The sequence below is a fragment of the Petrotoga sp. DB-2 genome, from assembly GCF_054051725.1.
In genome coordinates this window covers 31,746-47,064 of the sequence record NZ_JBSVZD010000017.1, presented here as the reverse complement: position 1 = coordinate 47,064, position 15,319 = coordinate 31,746, and the positions used below count along the sequence as shown (strand labels likewise).

The window sequence follows — 15,319 nt, the reverse complement described above, 5'->3', positions numbered from 1 at the left end:
AAAGAAAAGAACTTCTTCTTTCTATATGGTACATAATTAGGTTAGCAGGGTGGTACAGTATTCGGTTAGCCATAGCAGATAAAACAAGAAGAAGAATTGGTCTAAGATTAGTTAGTATTAAAAAATAAAAACTTTATCTTTATTTTGGGCGTCCTTTTTTATGGACGCTTTTTTATTTCTTTATTTTTTAATAATATCTAACTACTAAGCTTAAAATATATACCTTTATTCTTAACCCAAATCCCAAATAATTTGATAAAATATTAATAAGGATAGCGAATTAATTTTTACATTAAAGGTGATAACGAATGAAAATCAAAGATACAGGAAAAGTTGACGTTTTAAAAACATCCATATGGAAAGCTTTATTTACCTTAGCCTGGCCAATCATTTTGACAAATATGATGCAAGCGATATATAATATAACTGATGCATATTTTTTGGGAAAGTTAGGTCCTTTGGAATTATCTGTTCCTACTGTAGTTTGGCCGCTGATATTTGTTTTTATATCTTTTGCCACAGGATTTTCTTACGCTGGAACCTCTTTGATAGCCCAATATACAGGATACGGCGATCAAAGAAGAGCTGAAAAATCGGCAGCGCAAACCATTTTGGTAATGACGTTTGTGGCTTTATCCATTATGGCAATAGTGTTGATCTTTAGCAAGCAATTATTATCTCTTTTACGATTGGATAAAAACATATTCGAACTTAGTAATACGTATCTAAAAATAATGGCATTTAGTTTACCTTTCAGTTTTTTAATGCAAACGGTAGCGGGTATATTTAGGGGATGGGGAAATTCATTTATAGCCCTGAAATACAACGGTATATCAATACTGTTAAACGTGGCCCTTGACCCTCTTTTCATTTTTCAATTCAATTTAGGCGTATTTGGAGCAGCACTAGCAACTATGTTATCTCAAGTTATAATGTCTGTTGTATTTCTATTTGTATTGTTCAAAGGTAGAGAGGGTTTTAAATTACACGCCAAAGATTTTGCCCCCGATCGAAAACTTATAAAAAAAGTTTTATCCGTAGGCTTACCTTCTTCTATAGGTGAATCTTTTACAGCTATAGGATTTGCTATAATTATGGGAGTTATTGCACAATTTGGACCTATTGTTATTAGCGGATATGGAATTGGAAATAGAATGAACAATTTAATAACGATGTTCGCTATGGGAATATCTTTGGCAACGGCTACGATGACAGGTCAATATGTGGGTGCAAGCCAACCTGAAAAGGCTGAGGAAACGGTTAGAAAAGCTTCTTTAGCAACTTTACTGATCGTAGGAAGTGCTTCAATGGTTATGTTTTTATTTGGTCACAATATAACGAAATTTTTCATAAATGACCCTGAAGTAATTAAAGTTGGAGAGGAATTTTTTAGATATGTTTCTTTCTCACTTCCGTTCTTCTCATTAGTTTCAGTCTTTCTTGGTACTTTAAGGGGTACAGGGCATACGATTCAGTCGACCATTATAGATATGGTAAGATTGTGGGGAATAAGGGTACCTTTGGTTTTTTTCTTAGCTGAGACTCACGGGTACATAGGTGTTTTCATAGCGATGATAATAAGTAATTTCTCTGCCCTTGTATTAGCCCTGGGTTTTCTAGTTTTTGGGAACTGGAAAAAACCTGTAATTGAAGAAGCTTCTCAAAGAAATGCTTAGTATAGTCAACAAAGGAGGACTCTTTCATGAAAAACTTTGAAGAATTGTTGAATAGAGCAAAGTCCAAACCAACAAAGAACGTCGTTCTTGTCTGTGCTGAAGATATTGAAGCTTTGAAGGCTTTATCAAAAGCAAGTGAAGAAGGGTTTGCAAACCCTGTCTTGGTTGGAAATAAAGAAGAAATTAAAAAAAATTTGGAAATTGTTGGAAAGGAATTTGACATTATAGAGGCAGAAACTCTACAGGAAGCAGCAGAAAAAGGTGTTCGTCTCGTTTCAAGTGGGGCTGCTGATCTGCTCATGAAGGGTAAGATAAAAACTTCTGAGTTGCTAAAAGCTGTTTTAAACAACGATTGGGGATTAAAAACGGGAAATTTGCTTTCTCATGTTGCAGTAGTAGAAACACCTTATTTGGATAGATTACTTTTGATAAGCGATGGTGGAATGATAATCCACCCAGATTTAACTCAAAAGGTTCAAATTATATACAACGCCCTTGAAGTAGCTAAGAACCTTGAAATAAAAACTCCCAAGGTAGCTTTATTAGCGGCGGTCGAAGTAGTTAATCCCGATATGCCTGAGACAGTAGATGCCGCCATATTGACCCAAATGAACAAGAGAGGCCAAATAAAAGGATGCGTTGTCGATGGTCCTCTTGCCCTTGATAACGCTATAAACGAACAAGCTGCCAAGATTAAAAATATAAACAGTGAGGTTGCAGGTAAAGCAGATATTTTAATTGTTCCAGATATCCATTCGGGGAACTTGTTAGGAAAATCTGCTGTATATTTTTCAGGAGGAAACGTGGCAGGGATTGTAGTGGGAGCAAAGGCTCCCATAGTATTAGTATCAAGAGCCGACAACGATCAATCGAAATTGGCAGCTCTGGCACTTGGAGTTTTAAACTCCTGAGACTCATATAACATAAAAAAACACTGAGAAAAAGTGGCATATGCTTCCTGCAAGTACTATCAAATGCCATAAAGCATGGTGGTATGGGATTTTTCTCCACACGTAAAATATGGTCCCAACTGTGTAAAGAATGCCTCCTATGACCAACCAAAAGACTCCCCAGAAATCCAAGTTTGTAACTAAAGGTTCCATAGCAAATACAACTAACCATCCCATAGCTATGTATAAAATTGTTGAAAGAATCCTAAATCTTTTAACGAAAAATATTTTAAAAATAATGCCTATAGCTGCCAAAACCCATACCACAGAAAATATAATCCAACCTAGCCTTCCGCTCAACGTAATTAGTGCAAAAGGTGTGTAGGTACCGGCTATTAAAATATAAATTGCAGAATGATCGAATATTTCAAAGAGATCTTTGATTTTTTTACGTTGAAAGCTGTGATATAGTGTTGAAGATAAATAAAGAATAATCAACGATGAACCATATATAACCGAACTAAATATACTCCAAGGTTGTCCGTTAATCGCTGAAAAAACTACCAATAACACCAGAGCAGCTATACTCAACAATGCTCCTATACCGTGTATAACGGCATTAGCTATTTCTTCACCAGGGGTAAATTTTTCGATATTGTCTAAATCTTTCACCCTAATACTCCTTTCGCATCTTTTATTTCAAGAAATTCTTCTCTCAAAATGTCCATAAATATTATATCGTATCTATTGTTCTTAAAAAACTTTGCTTGCCTTCGCCTACCTATTTCTTTAAATCCAGCTTTTTGGTAAGATCTTATTGCCCTTTTGTTATATTCAAAAACTTCCAACATGATATTATTTAAATTTAAAACGTTGAATCCATAATTCAAAAGCAACTTAATGGCTTGGGTACCATATCCTTTAGACAGATATTCTCTATTCCCAATAAAAATCCCAAGGACAGCCGATTGATTAATTCTATTAATGTCATGCAACCCACAATTACCTATCAGCTCTTCTGTTTCTAAATCCACTATGGCAAATAAAACATCGTTGCCTTTAGCCATTTTTTCTAAAATGTCTTTTTCTTTAAGCAAAGAAATAATATTATCCTCTACCATCATGTTTTCTGATATTTCTGGGTCATTTAACCATTCCGTGTATTTTTCAAAATCGTCAGGATTGACTGGTGACAAAAAGCATTTTTCTCCTACTACTTTTTTAAAATATTTACCCATACTGTCTATCCCCCTCTTATTCTGTTATATAATCTTTAAACTAAACTCCCTCTTCTCCCTGCACTCCATTCACAAATCTTTTTATCTCAAAAGGAGCCCTTCCCAGTATTTCGTATTGCCCAGTTCGCTGATCAAACCATATTTCTCCCCAGAACATAACTTCTTCCCCAACTAAATCATAGATATCGTAACCATCAAAAAAGGCATCAAATTCCTGTTTTCTTATTCCATAGTAAAAATCTTCGCCTTCAGAGATAATTTTGTAATAATTTTCGCCTTCTTTTATAACATCTTTTACTTTGACCTTCACCCACCTCATTCTACCTAAATCCTTTTGGGTTAAGGCATCAGATTCCACCACTATGCTTTCATCATCGTATTTTTCAAAGATCCCTTTTCTATCTTCATATGCTTGGATATAAGCTTTAACAAATATTTCTTGTTTTTTTGAAGTATCTTTGTAAAACAACGGTCGGGCTAATCCATTTTTTAATATTTCCTCGTTTAATAATATTAAGTTACCTTCTTCATCCTCATAATAAACATACGCCAAAACTCTGCCATAATCGTCAAACTTATCCTCATCAAACTCTAAATATACGTTTCTGTCTGCAACATTTATTAGTCTATCTTTCACAAATTGATACGACTTATAGCCATACTCGCTAATGGGCTTACTCCCAGCTTTGATCTCTGGTGCGTCTATTCCAATCAATCTTATACTTTCAGCGTACTGGTAAGTGTTAATCGTGTCTCCATCGAATATAGAAGAAACTTTTGCTTTTTCGAGGTTTTCTATATCTGGAATTGTTATTAATTCTTGTGAATTAACATAAACCGCACTTAACACCAATAAAAGCCATAGAAAAATTGAAGACATTTTTCTCATATGATTTTTCTCCCTCTGTAATTCAAGGCTTCAGAAACATGACTTATTTCTACATTTTTTGAATCACAAGTGTCGGCTATAGTTCGTGAAATTCTTACTACCCTGTTTACAGATCTTGCAGTTAATTTTAAATTGATAGCTGCTTGTTTTAAAAAGTCTTCCGCTTTTTCAGTAAGAGCCGCAAATTTCTTCACTTCTTTATTGCTAAGTTTCCCATTCAATTTGTTTTGCCTTTTTATCTGTATTTGGGAAGCCTTTGAAACTCTTTCTTTAATCTTTTCGGAGCTTTCTCCGTCTTCCTTGGACATGAGCTCATCTATTTTTACCCTTGGTGTATCTATTCTAATATCTATTCTGTCCAATATGGGTCCTGATATTTTTCTGTTGTAATTTAAGATCTGGTTCAAATTACACGTACATTCTATCTCCTTGTCTCCATAATATCCGCATGGACATGGATTTTGAGAGGCTATAAGCATGAACCTTGCAGGAAAATTAGCAACGGATTTTGCTCTTGTTACCGTCACTTCTCCGTCTTCTAAAGGCTGTCTTAGGGACTCTATTACATCCGTACGGTACTCGGGGAACTCATCCATGAATAACACACCATTATGAGCCAAGCTTATTTCACCAGGTTTCGGAACGGCGCCTCCCCCTATTATTGAAGCTGTCGAGGCTGTGTGGTGAGGAGATCTAAAAGGCCTTTTATCGATTATCGTGTTCATATATCCAGCAACTGAATAGATCATCGTTGATTCGATGATTTCTTCCCTCGTCATATCTGGTAATATTGTTGGAACCCTTTTAGCTATCATTGTTTTTCCTGAACCGGGAGATCCCCTCATTAAGACATTGTGAAATCCACTGGCTGCTATCTCTATTCCCCTTTTGGCAAATATTTGACCTTTGATTTCACGAAAATCTAAGTTGTAAGATGGTTGTACAATATCCTCGTACTTGGGAGAGTATTCATCCAAGATATCCTGGGATATATTTTCGATATCTTTCAAGCTATCTATAACGATAACCTCGTTCTTTTCTACAAATTTACTTTCCCCCTGATTTCCCCGTGGAATTATGAATTTTGCTTGTTGATTTCTTTCTTTTATATACATCAAGAAAAGAGATATCCCAGAAACTGGTCTAACTTCTCCATTCAAACCAAGTTCACCAAATATATAGTAATCTTCACTTAATTCTTTTATCTGACCTGACGCCTCCAACAAGGAAACGGCAATTGGTAAATCAAAATGTGAGCCGTCTTTTCTCATAGAGGTGGGTGAAAGATTCGCAACTATCGATCCGTTAGGAATTGTAAACCCAGTATTTCTAATGGCACTTGTAACTCGTTTCTCACTTTCTAAAACTGATGTGGAGGGCATGCCTACTATTTTGAATGTCTGTTGGGTAGAACGGGAGTTTACGTCGATTTCTACTAAGATATTTTCTACTTTAAACCCGTCTATGCAACCAGTTTTTATCTTAGAATATTTCATTTTTCCCCCTTTTTGTACATTACTTAATTTCACTTATCACTTTCTAACTTTTCCTTACCCAATTTTTGTGTGATAAAAATGATGATAGTAAAAGTTAAAAAGGGAATGGTATATGAGATATTAAAATTAATATCACCAATTACTCCCATGGAAGTTGCAATTATCATAGCCCCAATCCCAGTAGAACCAAAAGCCAACCCGTTGTACATCCCTAAGATTCTCTTTGGGAGATTTTGATTGGTGTATTTTTGAATGCTTGGAAAAATGGCAGATAAACTAAAACCAACGAAAAGAAAGAAAATAAAGTGCTGAAATATTAGCAACAATGCAAGACTTACTATAAGAGAAATAGAGAAGTAAAAAATGGTTCCCAATTCCGTTAATTTTCTGTTTAAAAATTCCGTAATAGCTCTACCCAAGGTAAAAACTACCCAAAATAAACTTATAATTACAGATGAAAATTCTTTCGAATAATTAAAAACATCGTAGAAAAGGTTCCCGCTCCATGTTATTATACCTATTTCAGTTCCGGAATAGAATAAAAATATCAACAATGATAAATAAACAAATCTTTTTCTTATTATACCTGTAGCTTCTTTAAATTTAATCGCTTCATACTTTATGTTTTGAATGGGCTTATAAATTAAAACAAAAATGAAAAGTAACGAAATTAAGATTAAGTGTATAAAATACACAAATCTAAAATCTAATTTCATAACTAAAAATAAGCTAACCAAAAGGGGTGCTATTATACCTCCAATTCCAAAACTCGCGTTTAAAAATCCAAAATTTTGGGTTTTCCTATCAAGGTGTGAAAAAGCGGAAGTTAAAGTCATAAAAGTTGCCCCAGTCGCTACCCCCAATAAAAAAACTGATAATACAATCATAGGAAAATTAATTGCAGTTACGAATAAAACCAAACCCAAAATTTCAATTATAAAAGCACCGGTCAAAAAACTTTTATAACCTATCTGGGCGATAAAAAAGCTGCCTATAAAGTTGGATATCATGGTACCAAAGGTACTTATAAACGGTAATGAAGAAGAAATAGTTATCGAAACAGAAAATCTTTCTTGAATGGAAGTCATAAGAGGCGCAAGGGTGTTCATGACCATAGAAAATACGATCATTGAGATGTATATAAAATTTCGCGTGTTCTTTTCGGTCAACAACGTCACCTCTGCTTTAAACTTTGAGTGTATAAGTGTGCCTTTCGAGTTATCTCAGGAATTTTATACTTTGTGGCGAAATGATAAGTGAAATCTAAGGCGTTATTGAAATCAACCAAGTTGCCAGGAGATACAAATACAGGTTTCACATTGTCTCTTGTTCTCAACACTATTCCTATTTTCTCACCTTTATGGTACAGAAATGTGAATTCCCCTTTTTTCTTTCCGGGTTCTTCGTATTCACCAATTAACCTAGATTTAGCAATTCCTATAGTAGGCTTTTCAATAAAAAAAGACGCATGTGTAGCTATGCCCATCCTTCTAGGATGGGCATAGCCTTGACCATCAAAAAAAACAATATCAGGTTCAATTTGAAGTTTTTCCCAAGCCTTTAAAAAGATAGGAAGCTCTCTAAAAGCAAGAAGGCCAGGTATATATGGTAAGGTAATCTTATCCACGGCATATGTTACATCGATTACCGATAATTTTTTAAAATCCATTGTTACAATTACAGCTAATCCTTCGTCTTTTTGAAAGGAAAGATCAACACCACTCACTAAGTTTGGTTCATCTGAGAAATGAATCAATTTAACCTCTTTAGCCAACTGTTTCTGAATTTTGATCATATCTTTGGGAGACATATCGAAGTTATGAATACGTTTATATTTCATCTACCTCACCTAACGTTGTACAATAAACTTCTATACCTTCGTCCTTTCCGCCTATTCCCAGACCATTGCCACTCTTGCCTTTTAAGTTTATTCGGCTCACTTCTAAATTTAAGATGCGTGAGGTATTATTTTTTATTTGCTCAGATATAGAACTGATCTTCACACTCTTAGATATGATTACCGCATCAATATTATTTATCTTAATAACATATCTTTTACTTATCAAATCCATAGTCTTTTCTAAAAGTATAGAGCTACTAATATTTTCAAATTCTTTACTTTCAGGAAAGTACTCCCCTATCGACCCCAAACCGCACATCCCTAATAAACTATCAATTATCGCATGAAAAAAAACGTCTCCATCCGAATGGCCCAATAATCCATAACCTTTTGGATGATTTATTACAACTCCACCCAATATTAATCTTCTATTTTCAGCTAAAGGATGAACATCGTAACCAAAACCAATTTTTAACATGTTTCAACTTTTCCTTTTTGGCATTATTATGAACATATAACTGTTGTCTTCTACAGGTTTTAAAATGGTAGGTTTTTCCTCATCGGATATATCGAACTCAAATTCCACAGTCTCTATTCTTTCTAACGCTTCCCTGAAATATCTCGGTGAATAAGCGATCTCAAGATTTCTACCTTCTTGCTCGACATCAATCTCTTCTTTTGCTTCGCCAACATCAGGAGAACTTGCATAAAACTGTATTCTTCCATCTTCAATATTTAATAAAGTATATTCCTCACTTCCGGCTGTTATAGACATCCTTTTCATAATAGCCAAAAATTCTGAGGTCTTAGCCTTGATCTTTGTTATAAAACTCTGGGGAATTATACCCAAATAATTAGGAAACTCGGCATCTATAACGTTAAAAATCAACTGGTTATTATCTTCTTCAAAATCAAAGAGAACTTGAGAACCACTTTGAACCACTTTTATCTTCTCTGTTTTTGCTGCTGAAAGTATCGTTTTTAATTCATCCATACTTTTTAGGGATAAAAGAAACGGTGAAAGAACATTGTCATCTTCCAGCTTACTTTCAGAAAGGGCTAATCTATATGAATCCGTGGCGACTAAATTCAAAAACCCTCCCTGCCTAAAGTCCCAATAAACGGCATTTAAATTGCGCGAAAGGGAAGAAGAATCTTTTAAAGCACAAAAAATTACCTTATCAATCATATTAGTAATAACTGTTCTATCTAACGAAATTGAGTTCCCTGTAACGTCGAAAGCAAGGGAAGGAAATTCATCAGGGTCCATGGTAGGTAATCGAAATACAGAATTTCCACCTGAAATCTTCAAAACTCCATCCAAAGTTATAGTAATTGTATCAGAAGTGAGATTTGATAGTATTTCTAAAAAAATCGTCTGTTCAACCACTGTAGAAAAATTTTCATCGCTATCTTTAACCTTCAGCCATTTGTGAAAACCGGTTTGCAAATCTGTAGCATAAATATGTAACTCATCGTCTTCTACAGCCAATTTTATTCCTTTCAAAATAGGGTTAGCTGTTTTTTTTGAAACAGCGTTGGTAGTTAATTGGACAGCATTTTTTAAAACCCTTGTATCTATTTCAAACGACATCAAGTTTTCCTCCCTTTGGAAGAATTAGGGTTCCACTATCTCAATTTTACACTAAAAAAAGATTTAAAGCAAGAATAAATTAATTAAAAATTATTCGTTTTGCTCTCTTTCTTTTAGTTTCTTAGCCAAAAATGTGGCAACGTGATTCCCTTTGGTACCTCTTCCAAAGCCAGCGTCCATGTAATTATTTATCGCTAAATCATTGGTTATCTGAGTCCCTCCAACGATGAGTAATAATTTATCTCTAACTCCTTTTTCTACAGCAATTTCATGTAGTTTTTTCATATTTTCCACATGAACTTCATTATGAGTAATAATCATAGAAGCTAAAACCGCCTGGGCTCCTACTTCTATTGCACTATCTATGATTTTTTCTGGTGGCACAGAAGTACCAAGATAAACGTAATTTATTCCATATTTTTCTATACCTCCATGTTTTATATCTAGTATTTCTCTGATACCTATGTTGTGTTCATCGTTACCTATCGTTCCAGCCACTACTTTGACCTTGTGTTTACCAAAAAATTCAAAAAGCTCTTCATCACTCATCACATCATTCTTTTTGGGAAGTTCTAATTCATCCTTTTTAACAAAAAAAGGTACCTTTGCCTTCAATTCAAGATAAGTCCCTTCTGATGGATGTAAAACGGCAGAATGAATAACATGAATATCTTCGAGTCCCATTTTTTTACATATTTCGACCGCAGCTGCCTTTGCGTATTCTTCAGATTCAGGGATGGTCATGTCCAGTTGTATCCAACCATCGTAACTCCATTCAACTTCTGGTTTTATAAGATTATTTTCTTTGTATTCTTTTATATCTTGCAACCTTTTTTCGACGTTATCACTCTCATCTAACTCGTCAATAAATTGAATCTTTTCTCTATTATGTAAGGTACAGCCACCGATTAAATCGCAAGGTTTATCTAATCCTTTAGGTAAGGCGTTGTACCCAAAATGTTCACAAACGGGGGCCATATAATCCTTATCCCTTGGTACAACGGAACCTGCCGCTATTTCTCCATTCTTTTTTCTGGCTATTCCGTCTCCTGCCCTTTCGGGATAGTACCCGTTATCTACGAACATACCGTTTTCCAAGGCCTCAAAATATCCAACCATTTCTATTATTTCTTCGAGCATCAATATAGCCCTCATCTTCAATTCTCTTACTTCTTTTCTAACTTTTTCTTCATCGATTTTGAGGTATTGTTTAATATTATCCGCTGATATCAATGTGTGTTTAGCGGTTTCTACACCCCTTATAGAATTAACGTGCCAAGGAACATTTCTACCTTCATCTGGAGTAATAGTTGATTGAATGTCTGCTGAAGTTAACCGAGAAATGAGGGTATTTAAAACGTGAATCCTTGTGGCGTCGAATAAATCAGATTCAATGTACCTTGTGTTCATTTGAGCTCTGAACTTGTAACCTTTAAATAGTTCTCTCAATGTAATTGCGTAGACCAAGTTGATTCTGAACTCAGGAGAAGGTGAAACTACAGGCGGGACGGTTGATAGAGCGATATTTTCTTTTTTCATGCCTACTTTCAATGAAAATAGAGAGTTTATAGCATGTTGTACCAAAAGTTCGGGCATCACGTTTCTAGCTTTTTTAGCAGAAGCATTCGCGTTATGGGCACCATCTATTTGGAGTATATTCGCCCAAGCCATCACTTTTTTAGCAACAGCGGCATCCACAAAAGATCTTATTGGATTGATACCTCTGTACAAAATATTGTACTGTGGATCTTGGTGAGCTCCATTAACTCCCTCTTCGGCGAACAATACAGCTATTTCAGGGCCTGCTACACCTGAAACATAACTGTGAAAGTTTATTGGTCTACCTACTTCGTCTTCAATTAAATCAAGTGCTTTTCTAGTTGCCCTCAACTGTTTTCTCGTTATTGGTATCCCACCAATACCTTCAGGGGTTCCTTCTATAAGACCATCTATATGGCTTTGCCCAAGTGTTCTTATGACCATTATATGATCTGCTCCATGCCAGGCAGCCATGCGCATTCTTCTAACATCTTCCTCAAATCTTCCTGAAGCGATTTCTGATGTTATCACCGTGTCTGGTTGTGGGTCTAAGTTATCAAAGTAATGAGCTGCAGGAAGAGGAATTGAGTTTTTTAGATCCTCACTTATCTCATAGTAATTAAAATCGCTTTTTTTAGTTTCTTCAGGTAATTTTTTTCTCCAAGTCCATCCCTTTCTTCTCGGTGTGTAATGTTCCAAATCATTTAAAATCGCTTCTATGTTGATCTTTTCATTTGGTTGAAGTTTCACTTGTATCACCACCTCTGAAGATATTCTCAACATCATCCCAAAAACGACCGTTTAATAATGCCTCGCCTGTCTCCATTATTCCCATATTTTTTTGTTTTGCAATTTTGTAAACCACATTCCCTGCTCCTTTTGATAATAAATTTTCTTGTACAATCTTATCAACCAAAGCCTTTGCCTGAAGGGAATTAAACCCCATTCTCATCAAGACAGACCTTTCTATAGAAGGAGAGGTATGTGTTTCGGCCAAATTTACTAAGGGATCTACTACCTTTTCAACTAATTTCCAAAAATAATTGTCTAATTCCTCATCGGTCATGTTTTGAAGTTTCTTTGACCTTTCCTGGAAGTCATCGACTCTTTCTTTCATAAAGACTCCTCCCTTACCTTCTTAATCAAGTTTACTACCGAATCCTCATCTTCTCTTATTTCTTCTGATATAAATTCTATTTCTTTTTGAGTAAAATCGGTTTTTCCTAGTCTTTTTATAAGCTGGTTTATATACGATTCTTTCAATTGAGACATTGGAATTTCAATATAACCTATTTGTGAAGGATCTTCAGGTATCACAATTCTTTCCCCTGGTTTATCATCTTTTATTGGATCACCTGATATTACTTGAATCCCATTTTCTTTGGCAAAAGTGAGTTGGGCAGTTGGTAACTTTCCTGCTCCTGTGTATTCAGTTTCGTTTACAACGATTATTTCATCTTCATTCATTTCCCTTGCCAAAGCAAAAGCTGCAACCAACGAGGTATTACCAGCAGGTCCCCTTTGTAGCCCTTCAAGTTTTGCGAGTAATTCAGTCATATAAAAGACTTCCCCTTGAGTTACAAGAACATATCTGTCCATATACCTCAATACCCTTGCCGCATTCCTCGGAACATCAGATCTGTCAGGAAAGACCGCAAACGGGATCCCAAATCCAGTGTGTCCTGTAGTGAAAGACTTTCTATTGAAATCTTTATCAGAAGCCATATGTAAGCCTCTTAAATCAACGCTTGCACCAACAATCTTAGTTGAATAAGCCCCAACCTTTTTTAACCCTCTTGCCGTTCCAGTGGTCAAACCTCCTCCTGCATGGGTACTTACAACAACGTCGGGGAATTTCCCTGTCAATTCTTTGGTTTGATTAGCTATCTCCACACCCAACGTTTCTATTCCGGCAATGCCGTAAGGTGAGTAAAGAGATGCATTAAAAAATCCAGTTTCTTCAAGAAGAAGAAGGGTATAATAAAACAATTCTGGGCCTACACTTACTTGAACAACTTCACTTCCATAAGCTGCACACGACCTTTCTTTTTCCAAGATCTCAGGCTGACCAACTCCTCGAGAATCGAAACATTCTTGAATTATAATAGATTTTAAACCTCTTTTAGCTGCTTGAGAAGCTACAGCAGCGCCATAATTACCACTTGTTGCTGCTATAACGCCTTCATACCCTAATTTTTTTGCCATATATACACTTATAGAAGCCCTTCTATCTTTGAAAGAACCGGATGGGTTGGTTTGTTCATCCTTAACGAAGATCCTTGCACCTTTCCCTTTATCAGACAATTTTTTAATCAACCTATTTATGTTTTTTAGTTCAACAAGGGGAGTGTCCCCAACACCTGTTTCTTTTTGAATCTTTTCAATTTCTTCAATTGAAAATCCTGACTCATTCATCATCTTTTCGTAATCAAATGCGATTCCTTCTATTTCATATTTAGTGTAATCAAGTCCTACAGATTTTTTGATGATCTCTATCTGTCTTTCCATCACGGCTTTGTAAGATTTATCCATTTTTTTCGAAAAATTACTGCAGTAAGCTTATTACTTTAATTAAGAAAAGAAATGCAGTAATTTTTCTTCCTCCTTTCAAGATATTTGATACCCACCGAACAGAGTAAAGGAACTGGCTCCAGCATTCCAAAATTTCGAATTTAGGCTGGTTAACTCCAAGGCTTTTCGCCTCTGTCTCAAGACAGAGGCAGTTTATCCTTGTTAACTTTTAATAATTCGGGAATAGGTTCTCCAAAGTTATGCTCGTATCTAGGATTAACTTTTTCCAATTTTCCTTTAACTAATCTCCCAATAGGGGTTCTAATGGTTACGATATCGCCTATTTCAGACTTTTCATCTTCCAAAAATCCTTTTATTCGAAGCTCAAAAGGTACTTTTTTGGTATCTTCTGGCAAATGTGAAACTCTTTCTTCAGGATTTAAAGCAATGTAATGAATTTGAACCCATTCACCTTTTTTTATCTCCATAAATCTGACCTCCTTCAACGAACCTCTGCAAGTAAAGCCCTTGGTATTGGTAAATCCACCATAGTTAACAAACCAGGCTGAGCTTCAACTACAGATGGAATCATATTGGTGGCTATGGCAATGGTACCTTTGCCACCCGGTATTTCAGGATTTATAGACATTGAGATTTCAGGATCCCCATGAATTGTTATATAATCTCCTGTTTGAACGTTTTCTAATTCAGGATGTACTTGCTGAGGATGTTCAAGTTCTATCAAAAGCTCATTTTTATAAAAGGCCTTTGCAGTATGATTACACCCTGCTACCATCCCTGGTTGAACCTTAACATACTTTGTTTCTCTCAAGACGTTAGAAATGATAGGTTCTCTTTTTTGCTCGATGCGATCAATTTCCCATCCTAAAGCCTTGGCTATCATGTGTATTGACTGTTCAAACCCAATATGACCAACTATCTTTCCGCTTTTTATTCCTTCTTCAAACTCTTCAGATGTTGTTCCAACACCTTGTGTTTCCATAACCGTTGGTCCAAAAGGCGAAAGATCATTAATTCTGGCAGCCTTAATTCTCCGCACATTCAAACATATTCCTGTCAACGTTATAATTAGCGTATCAAGGACAAACCCTGGATTTACTCCGGTTCCTAAAACCGATACATTATGATCCTTGGCAACGGTGTCAATTTCATTTGCAGCTTGTGGATCCTTTGAAAAAGGAAAAGCCATCTCTTCAGCAATGGTAATTACGTTTTTGTTTTCTTTCAATATAGAAATGATTTGATCTTTCACCACCGAAATAAAAGAGTTGGTAGCTATTACAACAAGATCGGGATCAGTTTGCTTAACCATTGTTATAGGATCATCGTAAACCTTTATTCCAATTTTTCCTAAACCCAACAACTCTCCCACATCTTTTTCGATATATTCTTTCCTAAGATCGTTAACACCAACCAATTTTAGATTTTTCTTACCTAATATATTTTTTGCTATTCCACTACCCATTGCTCCAAAACCCCAAATGCCTACTTTGTACAATTTAAAAACCTCCTTGCATTGAAATTCCAGGGATGTATGAAATTTTTTTCATTATCAATTATATCTTACAACATTATGCTTTCTTTCTCAAACTAGATAATTCCCAATTAAGACGAAAAAAAGGCGT

General features: G+C 35.5%; 15 protein-coding genes. 2 read left to right on the top strand and 13 right to left on the bottom strand.

All coding sequences use genetic code 11. The features are described 5' to 3' along the window. Positions 1–308: 308 nt before the first annotated feature. Positions 309–1,676, top strand: a complete 1,368-nt coding sequence (locus tag ACW9JY_RS06940) for an MATE family efflux transporter (protein ID WP_457283819.1) — start codon at positions 309–311, stop codon at positions 1,674–1,676. Positions 1,677–1,702: 26 nt separating this feature from the next. After that, on the top strand, positions 1,703–2,587 hold the full coding sequence (locus ACW9JY_RS06935; protein WP_457283818.1) for a bifunctional enoyl-CoA hydratase/phosphate acetyltransferase: 885 nt from the start codon (positions 1,703–1,705) through the stop codon (positions 2,585–2,587). Positions 2,588–2,590: 3 nt separating this feature from the next. Here ACW9JY_RS06935 and trhA read toward each other — a convergent pair whose 3' ends face one another. From trhA to ord, 13 genes are all read right to left on the bottom strand, one after another. Continuing rightward, positions 2,591–3,238 carry a PAQR family membrane homeostasis protein TrhA gene (trhA, locus tag ACW9JY_RS06930; RefSeq protein WP_457283817.1) on the bottom strand — a complete coding sequence of 216 codons (648 nt, stop codon included), beginning with the start codon at positions 3,236–3,238 and terminating at the stop codon, positions 2,591–2,593. Then, positions 3,235–3,804 carry a GNAT family N-acetyltransferase gene (locus ACW9JY_RS06925; protein WP_103077707.1) on the bottom strand — a complete coding sequence of 190 codons (570 nt, stop codon included), beginning with the start codon at positions 3,802–3,804 and terminating at the stop codon, positions 3,235–3,237. The genes trhA and ACW9JY_RS06925 overlap by 4 nt, the downstream gene beginning before the upstream one ends. A 40-nt stretch (positions 3,805–3,844) precedes the next feature. After that, positions 3,845–4,693, bottom strand: coding sequence for a thermonuclease family protein (locus ACW9JY_RS06920; protein WP_457283816.1), 849 nt, complete (start codon positions 4,691–4,693; stop codon positions 3,845–3,847). Next, positions 4,690–6,189: a YifB family Mg chelatase-like AAA ATPase gene (locus ACW9JY_RS06915; RefSeq protein WP_457283815.1), complete on the bottom strand. Its 1,500-nt coding sequence runs from the start codon at positions 6,187–6,189 to the stop codon at positions 4,690–4,692. The genes ACW9JY_RS06920 and ACW9JY_RS06915 overlap by 4 nt, the downstream gene beginning before the upstream one ends. 29 nt (positions 6,190–6,218) lie before the next feature. Then, on the bottom strand, positions 6,219–7,358 hold the full coding sequence (locus ACW9JY_RS06910; RefSeq protein ID WP_457283814.1) for an MFS transporter: 1,140 nt from the start codon (positions 7,356–7,358) through the stop codon (positions 6,219–6,221). Positions 7,359–7,363: 5 nt separating this feature from the next. Beyond that, positions 7,364–8,029: an endonuclease V gene (nfi, locus tag ACW9JY_RS06905; protein WP_103079070.1), complete on the bottom strand. Its 666-nt coding sequence runs from the start codon at positions 8,027–8,029 to the stop codon at positions 7,364–7,366. Continuing rightward, complete coding sequence (ispF, locus tag ACW9JY_RS06900) at positions 8,019–8,507, bottom strand: 2-C-methyl-D-erythritol 2,4-cyclodiphosphate synthase (RefSeq protein ID WP_103077702.1); 489 nt, start codon at positions 8,505–8,507, stop codon at positions 8,019–8,021. Before ispF ends, nfi begins: the two co-directional genes overlap by 11 nt. A gap of 3 nt (positions 8,508–8,510) precedes the next feature. Continuing rightward, on the bottom strand, positions 8,511–9,623 hold the full coding sequence (dnaN, locus tag ACW9JY_RS06895) for a DNA polymerase III subunit beta (protein ID WP_457283813.1): 1,113 nt from the start codon (positions 9,621–9,623) through the stop codon (positions 8,511–8,513). Positions 9,624–9,713: 90 nt separating this feature from the next. Beyond that, positions 9,714–11,912 carry a D-ornithine 4,5-aminomutase subunit OraE gene (oraE, locus tag ACW9JY_RS06890; RefSeq protein WP_457283812.1) on the bottom strand — a complete coding sequence of 733 codons (2,199 nt, stop codon included), beginning with the start codon at positions 11,910–11,912 and terminating at the stop codon, positions 9,714–9,716. Beyond that, on the bottom strand, positions 11,893–12,279 hold the full coding sequence (locus ACW9JY_RS06885) for an ornithine aminomutase subunit alpha (RefSeq protein WP_457283811.1): 387 nt from the start codon (positions 12,277–12,279) through the stop codon (positions 11,893–11,895). The genes oraE and ACW9JY_RS06885 overlap by 20 nt, the downstream gene beginning before the upstream one ends. Further along, the gene (ortB, locus tag ACW9JY_RS06880; protein WP_457283810.1) at positions 12,276–13,694 is read right to left on the bottom strand and encodes a 2-amino-4-oxopentanoate thiolase subunit OrtB; all 1,419 of its coding nucleotides are present in this window, start codon (positions 13,692–13,694) and stop codon (positions 12,276–12,278) included. Before ortB ends, ACW9JY_RS06885 begins: the two co-directional genes overlap by 4 nt. Before the next feature lie 176 nt (positions 13,695–13,870). Then, the gene (gene ortA, locus ACW9JY_RS06875; protein WP_457283809.1) at positions 13,871–14,161 is read right to left on the bottom strand and encodes a 2-amino-4-oxopentanoate thiolase subunit OrtA; all 291 of its coding nucleotides are present in this window, start codon (positions 14,159–14,161) and stop codon (positions 13,871–13,873) included. A gap of 14 nt (positions 14,162–14,175) precedes the next feature. Further along, positions 14,176–15,192: a 2,4-diaminopentanoate dehydrogenase gene (gene ord / locus ACW9JY_RS06870; protein ID WP_457283808.1), complete on the bottom strand. Its 1,017-nt coding sequence runs from the start codon at positions 15,190–15,192 to the stop codon at positions 14,176–14,178. Positions 15,193–15,319: the final 127 nt, after the last annotated feature.

Excerpts from the sequence above, each read along its gene's own strand:
- ACW9JY_RS06940 (WP_457283819.1), top strand. The coding sequence starts at position 309 with ATGAAAATCAAAGATACAGGAAAAGTTGACGTTTTAAAAACATCCATA.
- ACW9JY_RS06935 (WP_457283818.1), top strand. The coding sequence starts at position 1,703 with ATGAAAAACTTTGAAGAATTGTTGAATAGAGCAAAGTCCAAACCAACA.
- ACW9JY_RS06925 (WP_103077707.1), bottom strand. The coding sequence starts at position 3,804 with ATGGGTAAATATTTTAAAAAAGTAGTAGGAGAAAAATGCTTTTTGTCA.
- ACW9JY_RS06920 (WP_457283816.1), bottom strand. The coding sequence starts at position 4,693 with ATGAGAAAAATGTCTTCAATTTTTCTATGGCTTTTATTGGTGTTAAGT.
- ACW9JY_RS06915 (WP_457283815.1), bottom strand. The coding sequence starts at position 6,189 with ATGAAATATTCTAAGATAAAAACTGGTTGCATAGACGGGTTTAAAGTA.
- nfi (WP_103079070.1), bottom strand. The coding sequence starts at position 8,029 with ATGAAATATAAACGTATTCATAACTTCGATATGTCTCCCAAAGATATG.
- ispF (WP_103077702.1), bottom strand. The coding sequence starts at position 8,507 with ATGTTAAAAATTGGTTTTGGTTACGATGTTCATCCTTTAGCTGAAAAT.
- dnaN (WP_457283813.1), bottom strand. The coding sequence starts at position 9,623 with ATGTCGTTTGAAATAGATACAAGGGTTTTAAAAAATGCTGTCCAATTA.
- ACW9JY_RS06885 (WP_457283811.1), bottom strand. The coding sequence starts at position 12,279 with ATGAAAGAAAGAGTCGATGACTTCCAGGAAAGGTCAAAGAAACTTCAA.
- ortB (WP_457283810.1), bottom strand. The coding sequence starts at position 13,694 with ATGGATAAATCTTACAAAGCCGTGATGGAAAGACAGATAGAGATCATC.
- ortA (WP_457283809.1), bottom strand. The coding sequence starts at position 14,161 with ATGGAGATAAAAAAAGGTGAATGGGTTCAAATTCATTACATTGCTTTA.